17 protein-coding genes are annotated in these 19,243 nt (G+C 70.8%); 10 read left to right on the top strand and 7 right to left on the bottom strand.

All coding sequences use genetic code 11. The features are described 5' to 3' along the window. The first annotated feature begins 50 nt into the window (after positions 1 to 50). The 3 genes from K8640_RS19985 to K8640_RS19975 all read left to right on the top strand — a co-directional run bounded on the left by K8640_RS19985 (position 51) and on the right by K8640_RS19975 (position 2,251). The gene (locus K8640_RS19985) at positions 51 to 743 is read left to right on the top strand and encodes a peptidoglycan-binding protein (protein WP_223748461.1); all 693 of its coding nucleotides are present in this window, start codon (positions 51 to 53) and stop codon (positions 741 to 743) included. Between the two features lie 69 nt (positions 744 to 812). After that, a complete protein-coding gene (locus K8640_RS19980) occupies positions 813 to 1,355 on the top strand; it encodes a DUF350 domain-containing protein (protein WP_223748460.1) in 543 nt (180 codons plus the stop codon). A 23-nt stretch (positions 1,356 to 1,378) separates the two neighbouring features. Further along, positions 1,379 to 2,251 carry a transglutaminase-like domain-containing protein gene (locus tag K8640_RS19975; protein ID WP_223748459.1) on the top strand — a complete coding sequence of 291 codons (873 nt, stop codon included), beginning with the start codon at positions 1,379 to 1,381 and terminating at the stop codon, positions 2,249 to 2,251. Here K8640_RS19975 and K8640_RS19970 read toward each other — a convergent pair. Both K8640_RS19970 and K8640_RS19965 read right to left on the bottom strand, forming a co-directional pair. Beyond that, the gene (locus K8640_RS19970; protein WP_305070668.1) at positions 2,248 to 3,018 is read right to left on the bottom strand and encodes a tRNA(His) guanylyltransferase Thg1 family protein; all 771 of its coding nucleotides are present in this window, start codon (positions 3,016 to 3,018) and stop codon (positions 2,248 to 2,250) included. The two genes, K8640_RS19975 and K8640_RS19970, sit on opposite strands and share 4 nt — an antisense overlap. Beyond that, on the bottom strand, positions 3,005 to 3,478 hold the full coding sequence (locus K8640_RS19965; RefSeq protein WP_223748458.1) for an ATP-binding protein: 474 nt from the start codon (positions 3,476 to 3,478) through the stop codon (positions 3,005 to 3,007). The genes K8640_RS19970 and K8640_RS19965 overlap by 14 nt, the downstream gene beginning before the upstream one ends. Positions 3,479 to 3,793: 315 nt before the next feature. On the opposite strand from K8640_RS19965, the gene K8640_RS19960 reads away from it, so the two are divergent. The 6 genes from K8640_RS19960 (at position 3,794) to K8640_RS19935 (ending at position 14,481) form a co-directional block, all read left to right on the top strand. Next, a complete protein-coding gene (locus tag K8640_RS19960; protein ID WP_223748457.1) occupies positions 3,794 to 6,109 on the top strand; it encodes a S8 family serine peptidase in 2,316 nt (771 codons plus the stop codon). Between the two features lie 411 nt (positions 6,110 to 6,520). Next, positions 6,521 to 8,434, top strand: coding sequence for an AAA domain-containing protein (locus K8640_RS19955; RefSeq protein ID WP_223748456.1), 1,914 nt, complete (start codon positions 6,521 to 6,523; stop codon positions 8,432 to 8,434). Between the two features lie 218 nt (positions 8,435 to 8,652). After that, the gene (locus tag K8640_RS19950) at positions 8,653 to 8,832 is read left to right on the top strand and encodes a hypothetical protein (protein WP_223748455.1); all 180 of its coding nucleotides are present in this window, start codon (positions 8,653 to 8,655) and stop codon (positions 8,830 to 8,832) included. A 37-nt stretch (positions 8,833 to 8,869) separates the two neighbouring features. Further along, positions 8,870 to 9,730 (top strand): alpha/beta fold hydrolase, encoded by an 861-nt coding sequence (locus K8640_RS19945; protein ID WP_223748454.1) that lies wholly within the window; start codon positions 8,870 to 8,872, stop codon positions 9,728 to 9,730. 221 nt (positions 9,731 to 9,951) lie between these two features. Then, complete coding sequence (locus tag K8640_RS19940) at positions 9,952 to 12,960, top strand: choice-of-anchor D domain-containing protein (RefSeq protein ID WP_223748553.1); 3,009 nt, start codon at positions 9,952 to 9,954, stop codon at positions 12,958 to 12,960. A 108-nt stretch (positions 12,961 to 13,068) separates the two neighbouring features. Beyond that, on the top strand, positions 13,069 to 14,481 hold the full coding sequence (locus K8640_RS19935; RefSeq protein WP_223748453.1) for a serine/threonine-protein kinase: 1,413 nt from the start codon (positions 13,069 to 13,071) through the stop codon (positions 14,479 to 14,481). 28 nt (positions 14,482 to 14,509) lie between these two features. Here K8640_RS19935 and K8640_RS19930 read toward each other — a convergent pair whose 3' ends face one another. From K8640_RS19930 to ttcA, 5 genes are all read right to left on the bottom strand, one after another. Continuing rightward, positions 14,510 to 14,839 carry a hypothetical protein gene (locus tag K8640_RS19930; protein ID WP_223748452.1) on the bottom strand — a complete coding sequence of 110 codons (330 nt, stop codon included), beginning with the start codon at positions 14,837 to 14,839 and terminating at the stop codon, positions 14,510 to 14,512. A 139-nt stretch (positions 14,840 to 14,978) separates the two neighbouring features. Continuing rightward, positions 14,979 to 15,341: a GFA family protein gene (locus K8640_RS19925; protein WP_223748451.1), complete on the bottom strand. Its 363-nt coding sequence runs from the start codon at positions 15,339 to 15,341 to the stop codon at positions 14,979 to 14,981. A gap of 85 nt (positions 15,342 to 15,426) precedes the next feature. Further along, a complete protein-coding gene (locus K8640_RS19920; RefSeq protein WP_223748450.1) occupies positions 15,427 to 16,251 on the bottom strand; it encodes a phosphate/phosphite/phosphonate ABC transporter substrate-binding protein in 825 nt (274 codons plus the stop codon). Positions 16,252 to 16,264: 13 nt separating this feature from the next. Further along, complete coding sequence (locus tag K8640_RS19915) at positions 16,265 to 17,089, bottom strand: TerB family tellurite resistance protein (RefSeq protein WP_223748449.1); 825 nt, start codon at positions 17,087 to 17,089, stop codon at positions 16,265 to 16,267. Continuing rightward, complete coding sequence (ttcA, locus tag K8640_RS19910; protein WP_223748448.1) at positions 17,068 to 17,928, bottom strand: tRNA 2-thiocytidine(32) synthetase TtcA; 861 nt, start codon at positions 17,926 to 17,928, stop codon at positions 17,068 to 17,070. Before ttcA ends, K8640_RS19915 begins: the two co-directional genes overlap by 22 nt. Before the next feature lie 65 nt (positions 17,929 to 17,993). Here ttcA and K8640_RS19905 point away from each other — a divergent pair, with 65 nt between their 5' ends. After that, positions 17,994 to 19,163: a ribonuclease D gene (locus K8640_RS19905; RefSeq protein ID WP_223748447.1), complete on the top strand. Its 1,170-nt coding sequence runs from the start codon at positions 17,994 to 17,996 to the stop codon at positions 19,161 to 19,163. The last annotated feature ends 80 nt before the right edge of the window (positions 19,164 to 19,243 follow it).

Below are 19,243 nucleotides of genomic sequence, written 5' to 3'. Positions count from 1 at the left end.
CTCACCGACAACAAGGGAAACCGTTTTTGCTCACTAAACGGAGGTCCCCCATGTCGACTGTCTCCCCTGCGGGTTCGCGTCGAGTCTCCACCTCCGCCACCGCGGCCACGCCGCCCACCGTGAAGAAGGGCTCCCAGGGCCCGACGGTGACGACGCTGCAGAAGAAGCTGGCCGCCGCGGGCTTCAACCCGGGCCCCGTGGACGGCATCTTCGGGCCGAAGACGCAGGCGGCGGTGCTGTCCTTCCAGAAGGCGAAGGGCCTGGTGCAGGACGGAATCGTGGGCCCGAAGACGTGGGGCGCGCTGAACAAGACGGGCGGAACAAAGCCGCCCGCGCAGCAGCCGGGCACCAAGGGCAGCGCGGAGACCTTCGTGCAGAAGGCGCTCGCGCAGCGCGGGGACCGCTACGTCTTCGGCGCGGAGACGAAGATGAGCGACAAGAACCCGTCGAAGTGGGACTGCTCGGAGCTGGTCGAGTGGGCGGCCCACCAGGCGGGCGTCAAGGTGCCCGACGGCACGATGAACCAGCTGCCGTACTTCAAGCAGAAGGGCACCACCATCTCCGTGGACGAGGCCCTGCGCACGCGCGGAGCGCTCCTGTACCGCCCCGGCCACGTGGCCATCAGCCTGGGCGACGGGCGCACCATCGAGGCGCGCGGCTCCGCGTACGGGGTGAACATCTTCAGCGCCCACAACCGCGGCTGGACGGCCGGTGCGCTCATCCCGGGCCTCAAGTACGGGTGAGCCGCTGACGCCCCACAGGGTGTAGAGTCCGGACGTGGCGGCGCGGGTGACGCGTCGCTCGCGCTCCCCATGGACTTCACCCTCTTCGTCGTCGGGCTCATCAAGGTGGTGCTGGGCGGCCTCGTGGCCGCGCTGGGCATCTGGCTGGCGTTGCGCGGGCTCAGCCGCATCCTCGGCTCCCGGCCGGAGGAGGAGCTGCGCCAGGGCAACGTGGCGGCGGGCCTGGTGCACGCCTCCAGCCTGGTGTCGCTGGGGCTGCTGGTGCAGCACGCGGTGCAGGCCACGTCGGACGCGGTGGACCTGGCCGTGCGCGCCCCTCACTTGCAATGGTCCATGGTGCCGGGGCTCGTCGCCGTGGCCGCGCTGCACGTGGGCCTGTCGCTCATCGTCGGCGTCACCGTGCTGGCGCTGGGCATCCTCCTGTTCGACCGGATGACGCCCGGCATCGACGAGCTGGCGGAGGTGCGCAAGGGCAACGTCGCCGCGGGGCTCATCCTCTCCGCCATCCTCCTGGTGCTCGCGCTCTTGACGGCGCCCGGGCTCCAGGCGGCCCTCAACGGGCTCATCCCCTTCCCCCAGCTCCCCGAGGGGACGCTGGTGGCGCCGGCCTGACACGGGAGGCGACGGACGAGGCCATGTCCACGAGCGCCGGACTGAAGACGGCCCTGAAGCTGCTGCTCGCCGGGTTCGCGCTGACCAGCGTGCTGTGCTGCCTGGGCGTGGGCATGGTGGGGCACCTGGTGGACACGAAGGCGCCGGCCGTGGAGCCGGGGCTGCCTCCGAGCGCGGACGTGGTGGACCTGGGCCTGGTGCTCATCCCGGCCGACACGTCGCCCTCGCGCGCGCTCACGTACGACTGGAACACGGAGGGGCTGCGGCCGCCGGGCAGCCGGCTGGGGTACGGCCTGGGTGAGCTCTTGGACGCGTGGCTGGAGGACCAGCACAAGGTGCTCGGGCGCAGGCTGCGCTACCGCTCGCTGGGCCAAGAGCGCTTCACCTACCAGCCCCCGAGCGGCTGCTCCGCGGACATGCGCTGCATCTACGAGGAGCTGATGCGCGGCAACGCGGGGCCCGTGGAGGCGCTGGGCGAGCGCTTCATGGTCACCATCCGCGAGCGCGGGCTGGACTCACAGCAGGCCGCGCGGCTCATCCTCGGCTTCGTGCAGCGCATCCAGTACGAGGTGCCCACCGATGAGCCCTTCGGCATCATCCCCCCGGCGCTGGTGCCGGCGAGGAACCGGGGGGACTGCGACTCCAAGGCGCTGCTCGCGGTGATGCTCCTGCGGCAGGTGGGAATCGAGGCGGTGATGCTCTACTCGGACCCGCTGGCCCACGCGGCGGTGGGCGTGGGCCTGCCGGGCACGGGCACCCGCCTGCGACACGGCGGGCGCAGCTACCAGTACGCCGAGGTCACCGCCGAGGGCTGGCCACCGGGCATGATTCCGCCCAAGTACGACAAGCCCCGGCTGTGGCGGGTGATGCCGCTGGACGCCGTCACCTCCGGCTAGCGCGGCTCCGGCGTGGACCCGGCAAGCACGCCTCGCAGGTAGCGCTCGTAGGCCTCCTTCATCGGCAGCTCCGAGTCCACGCCCAGCCGGCGGCGCGTCGTCTGGTGCCTGGAGCCATCGCGCGGGTCCACGCCCTCCTTCACGTAGCGCTCCCAGAAGATGGCGGAGCCCCGGCGCTGCCACAAGGGCAGCTCGTTGAAGTGGATGCCGCGCTGGAAGAGCAGCTCGTTCTTGAAGGCGACCGGCTTGCCGTCCAGCTCGCGCGTGGCCTGCGCCGCGCTCAAGCCCTCCTTGCGCAAGGTCCAGTAGCACCAGCCCTGCAACGCGCACCGGCTGCCGTCCGCCTGCCGCCACGTGAAGTAGTCCAGCACCGCGCGCTCGTCCGCGCCCAGCCACACGCGCCCGTCGAACACCGCCGGCACGCCCGCCGCGTGCGTGAAGGTGGCGCTGGCGAGGCCCGCCGACAGCGACACCAGCTTCTCCACCGCGCGGTCGAACAGCGATGCGTCCGGCCGCAGCAGCACGGAGATTTCGTCGCTCTGCGTGTACGCGTACACGCCCTGGAGTTCCTCCAGCAGCGTGCTCGCGGTGCGGACCATCCACCGGTGGAAGAGCGGGTCGAAGGGCTTCTCGAAGCGCTCCTGCGTGAAGCGCGAGAAGCCCCGCCCGTCCACGCGCAGCACCGCCCAGGCGCCCGGCAGGAGGCGCAGCGCGTGGAAACACTCCCCCTGTCGCATGCGTCCGGCCAGCTCGTCAGCGTCCAGCATCCGTGTCCTCCTTCCAGTCCTCGACGATGAAGCCGCCCTCGGCGGCCCAGCGCACGTGGTACAGCGAATCGAAGCCCTCTTCGCGGCGCGGCCGGCACAGCCGCTTCACCGTGGCGTACAGCGCCACCTCCGGCACCCGCGCCCGACCCTCGCGCCGGGCGTTCCGGGCGAGGCAGTCCTCCAGGCGCGACTCGAAATAGAAGCCCGTGACGCGCGCGCCCAGCTCGTGCCCCAGGGCGATGAGCGGAGCGCGCTGCTCACAGTCGGGGTGCGTGTTGTCCACCACCACTGAGCGCCCGGCCACCAGCGCCTCGGTGACGAGCCGACGCTGACGCGCCTCCTTGCGACGCGCGTGCGGCCACAGGTCCTTGCTCACCAGCACGTGCGTGTCCGCGAAGCGCTCTCGGAAGAAGCGGCTCTTGCCGGAGGCCTGCAACCCGATGAAGAGGATGAGTTCCATGACGGAAGCCCTCCGGACGCGGCGCCGACAGACCGGCTGACGCTCGCCCCCGGGCCGCTGCGCGCGAGACACGCTCGCGCCACTCATCACGTCGCGCGAGCGTGCCGCCTCGCGTCTACCCGGATTCGCTCGCGATGTACGCCGCCGCACAGCTCGCGCGCCTTTCACGGCGAATGTGTTGATTCAACTCGCTTTGCTCGATTAACAATTAAGTCTCGAATTACTGATTTTTAAGAGATGTCGTAATCCGCCGCCCGGACTGGAGTCCGGAAGCGGCGGCCGCAGCACGAAGCGCAACCCGAGCAGGAGACACCCATGAAGACCTCACTCTCGTCGTATGCGTTACGTTGGCGTCGGCTCTCCGTCATGGCCCTGGGCCTGGGAATGGTGGCTCCCGTTCCGGTCCTCGCGGCCTCGAAGTCCCCCTCGCGCGTGGAGCGCGCGTCGCTGCTCCCCGCGCGGGTGGTGGACGCGGCGGCGGTGGGCTCGGCGAAGCAGGCCACGGGCCTGGTGGCGACGGCGGGCGGACGTCACGCGCTCGTCACGGGCGCGGGCCGCGTGCTGCACCGCACGGACAACACCATCCAGTCGCTGAGGACGCTGTCCGTCCCCAAGACGACGCTGCAGCTGCACGTCTGGGAGGAGACGGGCGCGGACGGCAAGCGCCAGGACTTCTTCGCCTACAGCCGCGGCGGCACGGAGCTGCTCGGGCGCGCGCAGCCCACCTCGTACCAGGTGCGACTGGCGCACGTGAGCTTCGACCCGGTGCGACAGGGCGCGCCGCTGGTGGCCGACGCGCTGGCCGCGGACACGGGGAACACGCTCTCGCTGGTGCAGCTGCAGGCCACGCCGCTGCCGGAGCTGCGCGAGGCGCTGGAGCGCGAGGGCGGCAAGGTGCTGCGCTTCCTCACGGACCACACGTACCTGGTGGAGCTGGACGCGGACGCGCGCAAGCGCGTGGCGGAGCTGCCCTTCGTGCGCTGGGTGGGGCCGTACCATCCCGAGTACCGCGTGGAGGACGTGCTGCGCGAGTCGCTGACGGGGCGCGCGGCGAAGCTGGAGCCGCAGCGCTACTCCATCATGGTGGGCGAGCGCGGAAGTGCGCGTCAGGGCGAGGTCGCAGAGACGGTGCGCAAGCTGGGCGGCACGGTGGAGCTGGTGGAGGCCGGCGGGCTGCGCGTGGAGGCCACGCTCACGCAGGACCAGCTGGAGCGGCTCGCGCGCTCCAACGCCGTCCAGTACATCGACCGGTGGGGCGGGCCGGGTGAAGTGGACATGAACAACGTGCGCGAGGTCGGCGGCGCCAACTACATCCAGACGGCCGAGGGCTTCACCGGCCAGGGCGTGCGCGGCGAAATCTTCGACACCGAGCTGCGCACGACGCACCAGGAGTGGGCGACGCCGCCGCTCATCCACAGCACGTCCAGCGCGGGCAGCGCGCACGGGACGAGCTGCTACAGCATCAACTTCGCCAGGGGCGTGGACGCCACCGCGAAGGGGCTCCTGCCGGACGGCCAGGGCATCTTCTTCCTCTACAGCCAGTCCAGTCAGTTCGGCGGCACCAAGTCGCGCTACGACATCAACCGCGAGCTGACGGACCCGGCCGGCCCCTACCGCGCCGTGTTCCAGACCTCCAGCGTGGGCAGCACGCTGGGCACCGCGTACACCACCATCTCCGCCGAGGTGGACGACTACCTGTTCAAGCACCCCATCCTGAGCACCCAGTCGCAGAGCAACTCCGGCACGCGCAACTCGCGGCCCCAGGCGTGGGCGAAGAACATCGTGTCGGTGGGCGGCTTCTACCACTACGACAACGCCAACCGCGACGATGACCGCTGGAACGGCGGCGCGAGCATCGGCCCCGCGGCCGACGGGCGCATCAAGCCGGACCTGTCGTTCTTCTACGACGCGGTCCGCTCGGCCAACAACTCGAGCAACACGTCGTACTACAACTTCAGCGGCACCAGCGCGGCCACGCCGCAGACGGCGGGCCACTTCGGCCTCCTGTTCCAGATGTGGCACGAGGGCGTGTGGGCGGGCTTCGGCGGCGGCGCGGACGTGTTCGACAGCCGCCCGCAGATGGCCACCGCGAAGGCGCTGATGATCAACCTGGCGCACCGCTACAACTGGAACGTCACCGGCAACAACGCGGACCTGACGCGCGTGCGCCAGGGCTGGGGGACCGCGGACCTGAAGCGGCTGCATGACCGCTCCGGCTCCACCAGCATCATCAACGAGACGGACACCCTGCTGCCCCTGGGCGTCAACGAGTACAAGGTCTCCGTGACGGGCACCGAGAAGGAGTTCAACGTCACGCTCGTCTACACGGACCCGGCCGGCACGGTGGGCGCGGCCCAGGCGCGCATCAATGACCTGTCGCTGCGCGTGACGTCGCCCTCGGGCGTCGTCTACTGGGGCAACAACGGCCTGTCCGCGGGCAACGTCTCCACGGCGGGCGGCGTGTCCAACAAGGTCGACACCGTCGAGAACGTCTTCCTCGTCTCGCCCGAGGCGGGCAGCTGGAAGGTGGAGGTGCTGGGCGACGAAATCGTCCAGGACGCCGACCTCTCCACGCGCGTCATCGACGCGAAGTACGCGCTGGTGGTGAGCGGCGGCCTCATCGTCCCGTAGCGCCTTCGCGCCGGGACCGGGAAGCGGGCCTCGGCTCGCGTGCCCGAACACCTCGTCCGTGAGCGCATGGCTCACGGGACACCACCGGGGTCGGCCCGTCGGCCCCGGTGGTGCATCGCCCCCCGAGGCGCCCTCCCGCCTCGCGCGGATGGACCGAGGTCGCCCCCACATTGACGAGCGGCGCACCCGAAGCGCCTCGAGTCCGGCGGCGTGCCTCGGACGTCCGCATCCATCGTTCACGGAGCGCCGCCAGCGGCCGTCCTTCGCGTCCTCGCCGCGCGAAAGTCCGCTGGCCTGGCCTCGGCGCTGACCATCGCGACGTGCACGGGAACACCGCTCCGCCCTCCGGGCGACACGGGCCCACCCAAGACACTGGCCGCCCGACTCGCCCGCGTGGCATGACTCGGCGCCATGGCCCGTGACGTCTCCTTCTTCGACCAGCTCGGCTCCCTCCTCGCCAAGGAGCGCGAGGCCGAGAAAGCCCGCCTGGCCACCCTCGCCCAGGGCCTGTCCCTCCACGAGCGCGAGGAGCAGGGCCTGTCCGTCCTCGACCTGGAGACGGTGGAGGAGGCGGTCGGCCTGGGAGGCCGCGTCCTGTTGACGCTCGCCCGCGCCGACCGCGCGCGCCTGCCCGCCCGGCTCCACAACGGAGACCTGGTCGCCGTGCTCCCCCGCCGCGCCGAGGTGAGCGAGCCCGCGCGCGCCCTCGTCTCCCGCGCCAGCGCCACGCGCCTGCAGCTCGCCTTCGAGCGCTCCCCGCCGCCCTACGTCCACGAGGGCCTCCTGCGCCTGGACGTCGTCCCCAACGACATCACCTACGAGCGCATGCGCGCGGGCCTGCAGCGCGTGAAGGCCATGGACAAGGGCCTGGAGCGCCGCAAGCGCGAGGTCCTGCTGGGCAACGAGCCCCCGCGCTCCGATACCCCCAGGGACTTCGAGCCGAGCCGCCCCCTCAACCCCGAGCAGCTCGACGCCGTGAAGCGCGCGCTCGCCGCCGAGGACTTCTTCCTGGTCCACGGCCCCCCGGGCACCGGCAAGTCCACCGTGCTCGCGGAGGTCGCCGCCCAGGCCGTGGCCAAAGGCCAGCGCCTCTTGTGCACCGCCGCCAGCAACGCCGCCGTGGACCACCTGTTGGACCTGTGCCTCGCCAAGGGCCTGCGCGCCATCCGCGTGGGCCACCCCGCCCGCGTCGCGGCCCGACTCCAGGAGCACACCCTGGACATCGTCGTGGAGGAGCACCCCGACCGCGTCATCTCCCGAGACCTCTTCGACGAGGCGTTCTCCCTGCTCGGCTACGCCCGGCGCCAGCGCACCCAGGGCCGCAGCCGCGAGCGCTTCTCCAACGCCCGCGCCTCCACCACGGAAGCCAAGGCCATGCTCGACGAGGCCCGCGCGCTGGAGAAGAAGGCCGTGCGCTCCGTGCTCGCCAACGCGGACGTCGTCTGCGTCACGCTCGCGAGCCTGGAGTCCAGCGTGCTCGCCGGCGAGAAGTTCGACCTGGCCCTGCTCGACGAGGCCACCCAGGCCACCGAGCCGCTCGCGCTCCTGGGCTTCCTGCGCGCCCCCATCGTCATCCTCGCCGGAGACCCGCAGCAGCTGCCGCCCACCGTGCTCTCACAGGAAGCCGCGCGCGCGGGCCTGGCGGTGAGCCTCTTCGAGCGCCTGCTCGAGGACCATGGCGACGGCGTCAAGCGCATGCTGCGCGAGCAGTATCGGATGAACGCGCGCATCATGGACTTCCCCTCGCGCGAGATGTACGCGGGCCAGCTGCGCGCGCACCCCTCCGTCGCGGACCACACGCTCCAGGACGTGCTGCCCCCGGGCACCGAGGTCGACGCCCCGCCCGTCCTCTTCCTCGACACCGCCGGCAAGGGCTTCGACGAGGAGGTCGAGCCCACCACCCACAGCCTCTTCAACACCGGCGAGGCGGACCTCATCGAGGCCCGCGTGCGCGCGCTGCTCGGCCACGGCCTGGCCCAGCGCGAGCTCGCCGTGATTACGCCCTACAGCGCCCAGGCCCACCGCCTGCGCGAGCGGCTGGAGCCCTTCGCCCCCGACGTGGAGGTCGACACCGTGGACGCCTTCCAGGGCCGCGAGAAGGACGCCATCCTCGTCTCCCTCACCCGCTCCAACAGCGAGGGCCAGGTGGGCTTCCTCAACGATTTGCGCCGCATGAACGTCGCCCTCACCCGCGCGCGCCGCCACCTCTTCGTCGTGGGCGACTCCGCCACCCTCAGCGGCCACCCCTTCTACGCCCGCTTCATCGAAGGAACTCAAACGAGCGCCGGCTACCGCTCCGCCTGGGAGTGGCCCGACGCCCCCTGAGCGCAATGCCTCACATCGGCAGGTCCACGCCGACCCAGCCCTGGGGTACTACGCAAGGACTGTCGGGGTCAGCCTCCAAAAATTGTCGCAACGGCGAACCAAATTTGTCACCTCCACCCACCTGTGCGGGGGAGCGCATCCGGATATCAGGTATTTGGCTCAAGCCCCGTTGTCGGGCATGAGACATGCTTACCGCCGTGGCGGGGAGGAACCGCCACATGTCTCAACGTCCGAACGTGACGAAGGAAAACGACGTCTGGGTTCTCCGTATCGAGAAGGAGAACGGCAAGGTGCAGGAGTACCGGTGCGCCACGGAGAACCAGGCCCGGCAGCTGGCCATGGTGATGTCCAAGCCGGACACGGGTGGGCCGCCGCGTCCGCCGTCGCCGGTCCGCTAGGCGGACCATGAGATAAGGCACGGGTCAGGAGCCGCCCGTGTCCCTCTCTCTCGAATCCCGCTTCGTCGACGCCCAGGGCCTGCGCCTGCACGTGCGCGTGCGTCCAGGCGCCCCCACCCGGCCCGCCGTCCTGTTCCTCCACGGTTGGCTGGACCACTCCCACAGCTTCGACGCCGTGCTCGAGCACGTGCCCGCCGACTGGCGCGTGGCGCTGCTCGACTTCCGAGGCATGGGCCGGAGCGCCCACGCCCCGCCCGAGGCGAACTACCAGGCGGGAGACCACCTCCTGGACGTGGAGGCCGCGCTGGACGGGCTGGGCTTCGAGCAGGCCCACCTGGTCGGCCACTCGCTCGGCGGCATCATCGCGCTGACGTACGCCGCGGTGCGGCCCGAGCGCGTGCTGGACGTGGCGCTCATCGAGAGCCTGGGCCCCACCGGCGGCCCGCCCGAGTACGCGGTGGAGCGGCTGCGCGCCTTCATGAACGACGCGCGCCGGCCGCCGAACTCCAAGCCCTATCCGGACGTGGAGGCCGCCGCCGCGCGCTTGAGGGAGAACAACCCCACCCTGCCCCCGGCCGCCGCCTTGCACCTGGCCCGGCACGGCACCCGGCCCCATGAGAAAGGAGGCGTGGTCTTCACGTTTGATCCACGACACCGCCGGAGGTTCGCGCACGGACACGACGAGGCGCAGTGGCTGGCGCTGCAGGAGCAGGTGCGCTGCCCGGTGCTCCTCGTCCGGGGCCAGGACGGGCTGTGGCCGGACGCGGCGAAGCTGGACCGGCGGCTCGCGGCGCTGCGTACACTTTCGGGCCCTCCGCTCGTGCTCCCGGGTGGGCATCACGTCCACATGGAGCGTGCCCAGGATGTCGCCCGCGCGCTCGCGGACTTCATCCGCTGAAGGGCTGTCACCCGGTCAGAACGCCCGGAAAACTCTTTCCCAGGCGTGGGCAAGTCGGTTCCACCCCAGGCTCCTTACCGCCACTGCGCATCCCAACCCCTTGAATTCAGGACAGCGTCCTCGTCCTTTCGGTTGGTATGCGATTTGGATTACCGCGCCTCGGCGGATCACGCACCGGACCCATCCGGGGGCGTGTGGGGAGAAGGGTGAGGGAGCGGACAATGGGGATGGGGTTGAGGGGGCGAGTCCTCGCGTTGGCGGTGCTCGTCACCACCACGATGGCGTGTCACGAGGGGAATGAAACCCGCTCGGTGCAGGCCACCGCGGTGGTGGACATGGACGTGCTCGACTTCGGCGAGGTGCCGGTGGGCGAGTGGCGGGAGCGCGAAGTGCGCATCCGCAATGTCGGCTATGTGCCCTTCTTCGCCATCGAGGCACTGGCCATCATCGGCAACCCCTCATACGAGGTGGAGCTGACGGACGGTGGCGGCCGGGTGATGCCCGGTGAGTCGCACCTGGTGAAGGTGCGCTTCCATCCGCTGGCCGAGGGCGTGACGGAGGAGACGGTGTTCGTCTCCACGGACGCCAACCAGGGCGCGCAGGCGCAGGTGCGCGTCACCGGCCTGGGCACGCCGACGCAGATTGGCCTGTTCCCGCCGGTGCTCGACTACGAGACGCTGGAGGTGGACAGCGAGCGCAAGCTGACGGTCACCATCAACAACCCGGTGGACCTGCCGCTGACGCTCGCGGTGCGCGGCGACTGGCCGGACCCCTTCACGCCCGACACGATTACCATTCCGCCCAACTCCACCGTGGAGGTGGGCACGCAGTACCTGCCGCGCGCGCTGGGCAGCATGGACGCGAGGCTGGAGGTCCGCTCGTGCGAGGCGTGCACGCCGTCGGTGGTGGAGCTCAAGGGCAACTCGGTGGCGAGCGCCTTCGTCTTCGACCCCGCGCCCGTGCCGTTCGACCTGATTCCGGTGCACGAGCGCACCCAGTCGTTCACCCGCGCGCGCAACATCACCTGGCGGCCGGTGACGATTTCGCAGCTCATCACCAGCGACCACGCCTTCGTGCCGCTCTCCAAGCCGGAGGGCTCCACGGTGGCGCCGGGCGAGGTGGTGGAGCTGCCCATGGAGTTCGCGGCGCGCTTCTCCGGCCCCAACGTGGGTGACCTCAAGGTGCAGTACGCGTCCGACAAGCCGCGCCAGTCAGAAGTCATCCTGGACGCGCGAGGCGGCCGGCCCACGCTGGCGGTGACGCCCGTGGCGCTGGACTTCGGCGAGCTGCCGGTGGGCGGCAAGGTGGAGCAGGTCATCCGCATCACCAACGCGGGCACCAACGGCTCGCTGCGCTTCATGGGCGTGGCGTCCGACGGAGACAGCAACCAGTTCAACGTGGACGTGCCCACGCGCGGCACGCAGCGGCTGCCGTGGGCGTCGGGCGCGTGGCCCACGCTGGAGTCGGGCGGGCTGGAGATTGCCCCGGGCAACGACGCCCTGGAGCTGAAGGTCTACTTCGAGCCGACGGTGGAGGGCAGCTTCCGGGCCCGGCTGCGCGTGCGCTCGGATGACCTGTTCAACGCGGAGCGCGAAATCATCCTCACCGGTCGCTCGCGCACCAGCGGCCCGTGCGTGTACGAGCTGTCGCCGCAGCCGATGATGGACTTCGGCAACGTGGTGCCGGGCCGCGGCGCGGTGCTGGGCTTCCGCTTCAAGAACCCCGGCCGGGCCGAGTGCGCGGTGAAGGACGTGCACCTGTCCAACGACGCGGGCGGCGCGTTCTTCATGCCGGGCGGCCGGCTGACGGGCGGCGTGGTGCTCTACGACACGGCCTTCAGCGCCATGGTGGCCTTCCGGCCGCAGACGGAGGGCGAGTACACGGGTGAGCTCAAGCTCACGGTGAACAACCCCGCGGCGCCCACGGTGACGCTGCCGCTCAAGGGGGTGTCGCGCCAGAGCTGCCTGGTGGCCACGCCGTCCTACGTGGACTTCGGCCCCATCCGCTACGACTGCGCCGCGGCGCCTCGCAAGACGTACATCTCCAACCGGTGCAGCGAGCCGCTCACGGTGACGGGCGCGGACATCGGCCAGGGGACGAGCACGCAGTTCTCGCTGCTGACGCCCATCCCCCAGCCGCGCACGCTGCAGGCGGGCGAGGGCTTCGAGCTGGAGGTGGACTACTCGCGCACCGTGCTGGGCCAGCACTACTCGCCCCTGTACCTGCGCACCGCGACGGACCCGACGCCCTTCCTGGTGCCGCTGCTCGGCGAGACCAACCACGAGGGCATCCAGGTGGACCGCTACACGCAGGGCACCGACAGCCAGCTGGACGTGCTCTTCGTGGTCTCCAACACGACGACCATGGACCCGTACCAGGAGCGCCTGAAGGCGGCGATTCCGGGCTGGCTCGACTACGCGCGGCAGCAGAACGTGGACGTGCGCATGGGCGTCACCAGCACGGGCCTGGTGCAGCGCGGGCCGCAGTGCGGCGGCGGGGCCAACGGCGGCGAGGCCGGGCGCCTGTTCCCGGTGGACGGCAACCGGGCGCGCGTGCTGTCCAGCTCCAGCCCCAACGCGGCGGCGGGCCTGCAGGCGAACATCGACGTGGGCCTGTGCCACAACCTGGTGCAGGGCCTGGAGACGATGCGGCAGGCCCTGTCGGCGCCCCTGTCCGAGCAGACGGATGACCCGCGCACCGCTCAGCCCAACGACGGCAACTGGGGCTTCACGCGGCCGGCGGCGCGCATGGCGGTGGTGGTGCTGGCGGACGAGGACGACAACTCGGGCTTCGCGCCGGACAGCTACATCCAGTTCCTCCAGACGCTGAAGGGCACGGGCATGTCGCACCGCAGCCAGCTGTACGCGCTGGTGCCCACCGACGGCCGCTGCACCACGGCGGGCAGCGACGCGGACCGCTTCGTCGAGGTGGCGCGCGGCACGGGTGGCCGGGCGGAGTCCATCTGCGAGGGCAACTACCGGCCGCTGCTCGACTCGGTCATCCAGCGCGCGGGCGACTTGCAGGCGGACTTCCCGCTGACGACCACGCCCACGGGCCAAGCGGAGATGTCCGTGTACGTGCAGGGCCAGGCGGTGCCGGAGAGCCAGTGGGCATACGACGGGGCGACCAACTCCATCGTCTTCGGCGGCGCGGCGGTGCCTCGTCCCGGCCAGGCGGTGGAGGTGCGCTACCGCAGCGTGTGCAAGGCGCCGCCCACCTCGAGCCCCTGAGTGCGGGAGGCCCCACGTCCTCCGGGAGGTGGGGCCTTGGGTGTGGCGGGGAAATGACGCGCCGCGGGCTTCCGCATGTGGCCCCGGCGCGGCTATCGTGGCGTCGACGTGGAGACATTCGGCCGCTACGAGCTGCTCCGGAAGATCGCCATCGGCGGCATGGGCGCCGTCTATCTGGCCCGGCAGAAGGGGCCGGTGGGCTTCCAGAAGCTGCTGGTGGTGAAGCGGCTGCTGCCCCACCTGTCCGAGGACGATGAGTTCATCGAGATGTTCCTGGACGAGGGGCGCATCGCGGCGCACCTGAACCACCCGAACATCGCCCAGATTTATGATTTGGGTGACGTGGACGGGCAGTACTTCATCGCCATGGAGTACGTGCACGGCGAGGCGGTGGGGCCGCTGGGACTCAGGGCGCAGCAACGCAAGCTGACGATTCCCCTGGGGCTCAAGTGCCGCATCATCGCGGACGCGGCGGCGGGGCTGGATGCGGCGCACAACGCGCGCAGCCCGTCGGGGCGCAAGCTGGCGTTGATCCACCGGGACGTGTCGCCGCAGAACGTGCTCGTCGGCTACAACGGCGGGGTCAAGCTCATCGACTTCGGGGTGGCCAAGGCGTCGGGGAAGTTCTCCCAGACGGTGGTGGGCACCATCAAGGGCAAGCACGCGTACATGTCCCCGGAGCAGGCGCGGGGCGAGCCGTTGGACCACCGCTCCGACATCTTCGGACTGGGGACGGTGTTCTACGAGCTGCTGACGCACCAGCGGCTGTTCAAGCGCGACACGGAGATCGCCACGCTCAAGGCGGTGGTGGGGACGAAGATTGTCCCGCCGTCCGAGGTGATGCCGGACATCCCGAAGGCGCTGGACGCCATCGTGCTCAAGGCGCTGGCGCGCAAGCGCGAGGAGCGCTTCGCGTCGGCGGGCGAGGTGCAGCTCGCGCTGGATGAGTTCCTGGTGCAGCAGAAGCTGCACGCGACGCCCGCGCACCTCGCGGCGTTCATGCAGGACACGTATTCGGAGGAGCTGGAGGAGGAGCGGCTCGCGGCCGAGCCCACCGTCATCCACTACGACCCGAGGCTCGCGGCCCGTCAGCAGGCGGCCGCGGCGGCCGCGGCGGCGGGTGACACGGCGGGCTCCGGGCAGCGGCCCACGGCGCGTCCGACGCCCGCGGGGACGCCGGCGCGCAAGCCTGGAGGCTCCTCGGCCTCGGCGCCAGCGATGGTGAAGGACCCGGGCGGTGTGTCCGCGTCGTCCACCTCGCCCATGGCGCCCGCCCGGCGCGCGCCCACGGGGTCCTCCGCGGCTGCGGCGCCGGTGGCCGGACGAAGCGGGACGAGTGGTGGCTCGGCGGCGCCCACGCGAAGCGGTGGCTCGACCTCGTCCGCCGCGCCGATGCCCGCCAAGGGAGGCACCGGCTCCGGCAAGGCGCCCTCACCGCCTCCGGGCAGGACAGCGGGCTCGGCGCCCAAGCGCGTGCCCACGCGGACTCCCGAGCCTCCCGAGGAACCCGAGGAGCCGTAGCCCCGGCACCCTCGCGTTCGGCTCGACCTCAGTCGACATAGAACTCGGTGTGGAGGTCGTGGACGCGGCCGTCACGGAAACACACCAGACGCATGCGGTAGTGAGTATCCCCAGGTGAGTGGGAGTAGCTCCAATACACTTCATCCAGGTCGACATCCCGAGGCGTCCACGTCTTCAGCGGCCCGCCCACGAGCCGCTCGACCTCGGCCTCGGTCATCCCCCGGCGAATCCGCCAGAACTTGAAGGCCGAATAGCCGGGCGCGAAGACGGTGTCCTCCCTGAAGGCGAGCGAGGCCAGCTCCCCCAGGTATCCGTCGAGCGGACGGAACACGTAGAGACACAGCAACGCACTGGCCACGACCGCGAGGACGCGGGCCCACCTCGAGGTGCTCGCAGTCCGAGGTGCTGGTGTTTGCATCACATCCCCTGCCCCGCGTCGGAACGACCTCCCACGCCCCCCGGGACACCGCGACCTCGTGTCCCGGAGGCGCGGTGACTCACTTGCTGCGGCCGTCGTACTGGAACGTCTTCACCGTGTTCAGGTCGACGCCGTCCAGGCAGCGCACGTTGATGGCCGCCATCTCGGAGCCGTCCGGGCCCTTGCCGCGCGCGAAGGAGCGCACGCCGCACTTCGAGCAGAACAGGTGGTGGATGATGTTCTGGTTGAACTGGTAGTCCGTCAGGACGCTCTCGCCCGAGCGCAGCGTGAACTGCGACACCGGCGTGAAGCTCAGCATCGTCCCCGTCTTCTGACAGATGGAACAGTTGCACTGGATGGCCGGCTGGGACAGGTCCAGCTTCACCTCGTAGCGCACCTGCCCGCAGTGACAGCCGCCCTCGTAGCTCTTGAGCTCGCTCATGCGCGGCATCCTGCATGCGCTCGCCCGGACGTCCACGCGAAAACGCGCGCCGCGTCGCGGCATGCGGCCCACCCCACGCCAGGCGCTACAGGCTCGCGAGCGCCACGCGGTACAGCGCGCGGTAGCCCATGCGCGGCGCGGGCTCGAAGCGCTCCGCGTTGAAGATGTCCTTGAGCAGCGCCACGCCTTCGGGCGACGACTGCAGGCCCTGCAACGTCGTCTCCAGCGCCGTCACCAGCTGCGGCTGCAGCCCCATGGCCACCGGCACGCCGTCGTTGGGCGCCTCGTCCGTGTACGCGATGAGCTCGAAGCGGCGCCCCGCGCCCGCCCCCAGCACATCCTCCACGCCCGTCGTGTACGTCAGCCCCGTGGAGGCCGGCGGACAGAACACGCTCGTCACGTCCGCCTTGCCGTCCAGCACCGACTCCAGCGCGCCACGGTACGAGCCCGTGAAGTGCTGCGCGAAGAAGGCCCGCGCCGGCTCCAGGCCCTGCGCCTTCAGGTACGCGGTGGGGAGCAGGAACCCCGCCACCGAATCCCGGTCCACCCACGCCGCCGTGGCGCCCTTGAGCCGGTCCACCGACAGCCCCGCCCCCGCCCGACACACCAGCGCCGAGCGGTAGGACGACATGCCCCGGCGCACCCCGCGCACCACCACCCGCACCCCCATGGCCTCCATCCGCGCGCACACGAAGGGAGGCGCCCACGCCGCGTCCGCGCGCCCGGAAAGCAGGTCCTTGGCGAGCGTCTCGTAGCTGGACGCGACGCTCACCTCCACCAGCTTGCCCATGGCCCGCTGGAGGAAGGCCGCCAGCCGGTCCGCGCGCTCCCGCGCCGTTTCACTGCCCAATGACGGCGGCAGTCCGAAGCGGAACGAGTGTCGGGTCGCGGAAGGGACTTGAAGGGTCATGACCGCCCCCTGATTACCCCTCCCTGCCCAGTCGCGCCACTTCGTCGTCGGCCAGACCGAACGTCGCCTGGAGCAGGTCCAGGATTCGCTGCTCCGGCAGGCTGGGCTCCCCACCCGCGTGGGCAATCTTCGTGGCCAGCCGGAAGGCCTTCAGCCGCTGGGTGTGCGTCGTCAGGCCGTGGGCCAGCACCTGGAGCCGCTGGGGCAGCCCCTCCGCGGACAGGGCCGACACCGCCTCGCTCACGAAGCTCTGCGCGCGCTCCGGGCTGACGTTCTCGAACAGGGGGTCCGCCGCGAAGCTCTCCACCAGCGCCCGGGCCTCGGCCTCCTTCAGCCGCCCGTCCGCCGCGCTCACCAGCACCATGACCTCCGCGAACAGCCGCTCCAGCGGCTCGCCCAGCGCCTCCGCCAGGCTGCCGCCGTTCTCGATGACGTCGATGATCTGCGCCACCTCGTCCTCGGAGATGCCCAGCGCGGCCTGGAACGTCTTCAAGAGTCCCAGCTCCGTGCGCGTGGCCCGCTGGTCCGCCAGCGCCACCGCCGCCGCCAGCCCGAAGGCCAGCATCCGGTTCTTGTGGTCCGGCAGCCGCCGCCGCAACGACGCCAGCACGTCCTCCAAATCCCGCGCCTCCGACAGCCGGGCCGCGCTGGACTCCACCAGCGCGTTGAGCTCCTCCGGACGCGTGCCCTCGAACTCCGGCCGCTCCAGCACGCGGCTGATCAACGTCTGCATCTCCCGCTGAGAGACACGGCCGTCCGCCATCGCCGCCAGCAACATCACCTCCACCAGCGCGGCGTTGCGTTCCTTGCGCGCGCTCACTGCCTGCTCTCGAGCCATGGGCTGGCTCCCCCTTGCGTGTCCTGCGTGTCTTGAGTGGGCGCCCCCGACTCGGCCCCGCCGGCGTTGAGCGGGTCCGGGTTGAGCGTCCGGTCCATCAGGTGCGACGGCCGCACGTTGGCCATCGCGTTCAGCACGCTCTGACGGACGTTGGGAATCTCCTTGCCCAGCTCCTCCATCAGCTTCTGCATCCGCTTGCGCTGCAGGTTCTCCTGCGTGCCGCACAAGTCGCACGGGATGATGGGGAAGGCCTTCAGCTCCGCGAACCTCGCGATGTCCTTCTCCGGCGCGTAGCACAGCGGCCGGATGACCACGTTGCGCCCGTCATCGCTCTTGAGCAGCGGCGGCATCGCCTTGATGGAGCCGGCGAAGAACAGGTTCAGCAGGAGCGTGTGGATGAGGTCGTCGCGGTGGTGGCCCAGGGCAATCTTGTTGTACCCGAGCTCCACCGCCGCCGTGTAGAGGATGCCCCGGCGCATGCGCGAGCAGACCGCGCACTGCGTCTTCCCCGGCGGGGTCTTCTCCAGGACGATGCTGTACGTGTCCTCCTTGAGGAGCTTGTACGCGTAGCCCTCTCGCTGGAAGTACTCCTCCAGGACGTGGCCGGGGAATCCCGGGTGTCCTTGGTCCAGGTTCACCGCGAGCAGGTCGAACTTCACCGGCGCGCGGCGCTGCAGCTCCCGGAGCAGGTAGAGCATGGTGTAGGAGTCCTTGCCTCCGGACACACCCACCATGATGCGGTCCCCGTCCTCGATGAGGCGGTGGTCCGCGATGGCTCGGCCCATGTGGCCAAGCAGACTCTTCTCCAGGCGCTGGACGTCATTCATCGGCGTGGCCATCCTAGCGGCGGCCCGGGAAAAAACACGTCATTCAGGCGGTCCGGTCCGCTAGCCTGCTCAGCTCGATGCCTACCTACCCGCAGGGTGACGTGGACGTGGTGGATGCCGCAGGGGCCCGGAGCGCCCTCCAGAAGCTGGAGGCGGCGCGTGAGCTGGCCGTGGACCTGGAGGCCGACTCCATGCACGCCTTCCGCGCCCGGCTGTGCTTCCTCCAGGTGGCCACGGACCTGGACGTCTTCCTCTTCGACACGCTGCAGCCCGACGTGGAGGCCCGGCTGCTCGCCCCGCTGCTGGCCGACCCGGAGCGCACCAAGTACTTCCACGCGGCGCAGGGCGACCTGCAGTTCCTCGCGGAGGCGGGCGTGCGCGTGCGGGGCCTATTCGACACGCACCGCGCCGCGACGCTGCTGGGCTGGCCCAAGGTAGGCCTGGCGGACGTGGCCCGCGAGAAGCTGGGCGTGGAGCTGCCCAAGGAGCACCAGCAGTCGGACTTCTCGCTGCGCCCGCTGCCCCCGGGCATGCATACCTACATCGCCAACGACGTGCGCTACCTGTGCGAATTGGGCCGGCAGGTGCGGCAGGCGTGCATCGACGCGGACATCCTGGAAGAGGTGACGCTCGACTGCGAGCGGCTGTGTGACGAGGCCGTCGCCCGGCCCGACGTGGGCGCGGACTTCAAGCCCAAGCTGCCGCGCACCGGGCTGTCCCCCGCGCAGTTCACCCTGGCGAACGCGATTGCGCACGCGCTGCACAAGAAGCGGCTGGAGTGGGCGGAGCAGGAGAACGTGCCCATGGGGCGCATGCTCTCCAACATGGCGCTGGCGGACATCGCCACGCGGCTGCCCTCCACGCCCAAGGACCTGGCGCGCGCGGCCGGCGTGCGGGGCGTCTTCGTGCGGGCCCATGGCGACGAGGTGCTCGCCATCGTCCGCGAGCAGCGCGAGAAGTCGCAGAAGGGCGAGCTGGCGCCGGAGCGCGAGAACAAGGGCCCCAAGGACTCCAACCGCCGCAAGCGCGAGGACGCGCTCAAGGCGTTCCGCGTGGAGAAGGCCACCGAGCGCAAGGTGACGCCGAGCGTGGTGCTCACCAACCCGCTGATGGATGCGCTGCTCAGCCAGCCGCCCACGAACCTGGAGGAGCTCGCCCGGGTGCCCTACCTCGGCGAGAAGCGGCTGAAGCTGTACGGCCCCGCCCTCATCGAGCTGCTCGCCGCCTTCCCCGTGCAGGGCGGCTGACGCACCGCGCGTTCGCTCCGAGGGGCGCGTCACCCGCGACCCCCATCGAGGCGCTACCGTCCCTGTCGCGGCGGTGATGG

This window comes from Myxococcus sp. XM-1-1-1 (genome assembly GCF_020037095.1).
Lineage (GTDB): Bacteria > Myxococcota > Myxococcia > Myxococcales > Myxococcaceae > Myxococcus > Myxococcus fulvus.
The sequence above is the reverse complement of the archived record's forward strand: the minus strand, read 5'-3'. Positions and strand labels throughout refer to the sequence as shown.

Bases quoted from the DNA above. Each gene is read 5' to 3' on its own strand.
- K8640_RS19940 (WP_223748553.1), top strand. From the start codon at position 9,952: ATGGGGATGGGGTTGAGGGGGCGAGTCCTCGCGTTGGCGGTGCTCGTC.
- K8640_RS19905 (WP_223748447.1), top strand. From the start codon at position 17,994: ATGCCTACCTACCCGCAGGGTGACGTGGACGTGGTGGATGCCGCAGGG.
- ttcA (WP_223748448.1), bottom strand. From the start codon at position 17,928: ATGGCCACGCCGATGAATGACGTCCAGCGCCTGGAGAAGAGTCTGCTT.
- K8640_RS19965 (WP_223748458.1), bottom strand. From the start codon at position 3,478: ATGGAACTCATCCTCTTCATCGGGTTGCAGGCCTCCGGCAAGAGCCGC.
- K8640_RS19985 (WP_223748461.1), top strand. From the start codon at position 51: ATGTCGACTGTCTCCCCTGCGGGTTCGCGTCGAGTCTCCACCTCCGCC.
- K8640_RS19970 (WP_305070668.1), bottom strand. From the start codon at position 3,018: ATGCTGGACGCTGACGAGCTGGCCGGACGCATGCGACAGGGGGAGTGT.
- K8640_RS19955 (WP_223748456.1), top strand. From the start codon at position 6,521: ATGGCCCGTGACGTCTCCTTCTTCGACCAGCTCGGCTCCCTCCTCGCC.
- K8640_RS19950 (WP_223748455.1), top strand. From the start codon at position 8,653: ATGTCTCAACGTCCGAACGTGACGAAGGAAAACGACGTCTGGGTTCTC.
- K8640_RS19915 (WP_223748449.1), bottom strand. From the start codon at position 17,089: ATGGCTCGAGAGCAGGCAGTGAGCGCGCGCAAGGAACGCAACGCCGCG.
- K8640_RS19960 (WP_223748457.1), top strand. From the start codon at position 3,794: ATGAAGACCTCACTCTCGTCGTATGCGTTACGTTGGCGTCGGCTCTCC.
- K8640_RS19975 (WP_223748459.1), top strand. From the start codon at position 1,379: ATGTCCACGAGCGCCGGACTGAAGACGGCCCTGAAGCTGCTGCTCGCC.
- K8640_RS19980 (WP_223748460.1), top strand. From the start codon at position 813: ATGGACTTCACCCTCTTCGTCGTCGGGCTCATCAAGGTGGTGCTGGGC.
- K8640_RS19925 (WP_223748451.1), bottom strand. From the start codon at position 15,341: ATGAGCGAGCTCAAGAGCTACGAGGGCGGCTGTCACTGCGGGCAGGTG.
- K8640_RS19920 (WP_223748450.1), bottom strand. From the start codon at position 16,251: ATGACCCTTCAAGTCCCTTCCGCGACCCGACACTCGTTCCGCTTCGGA.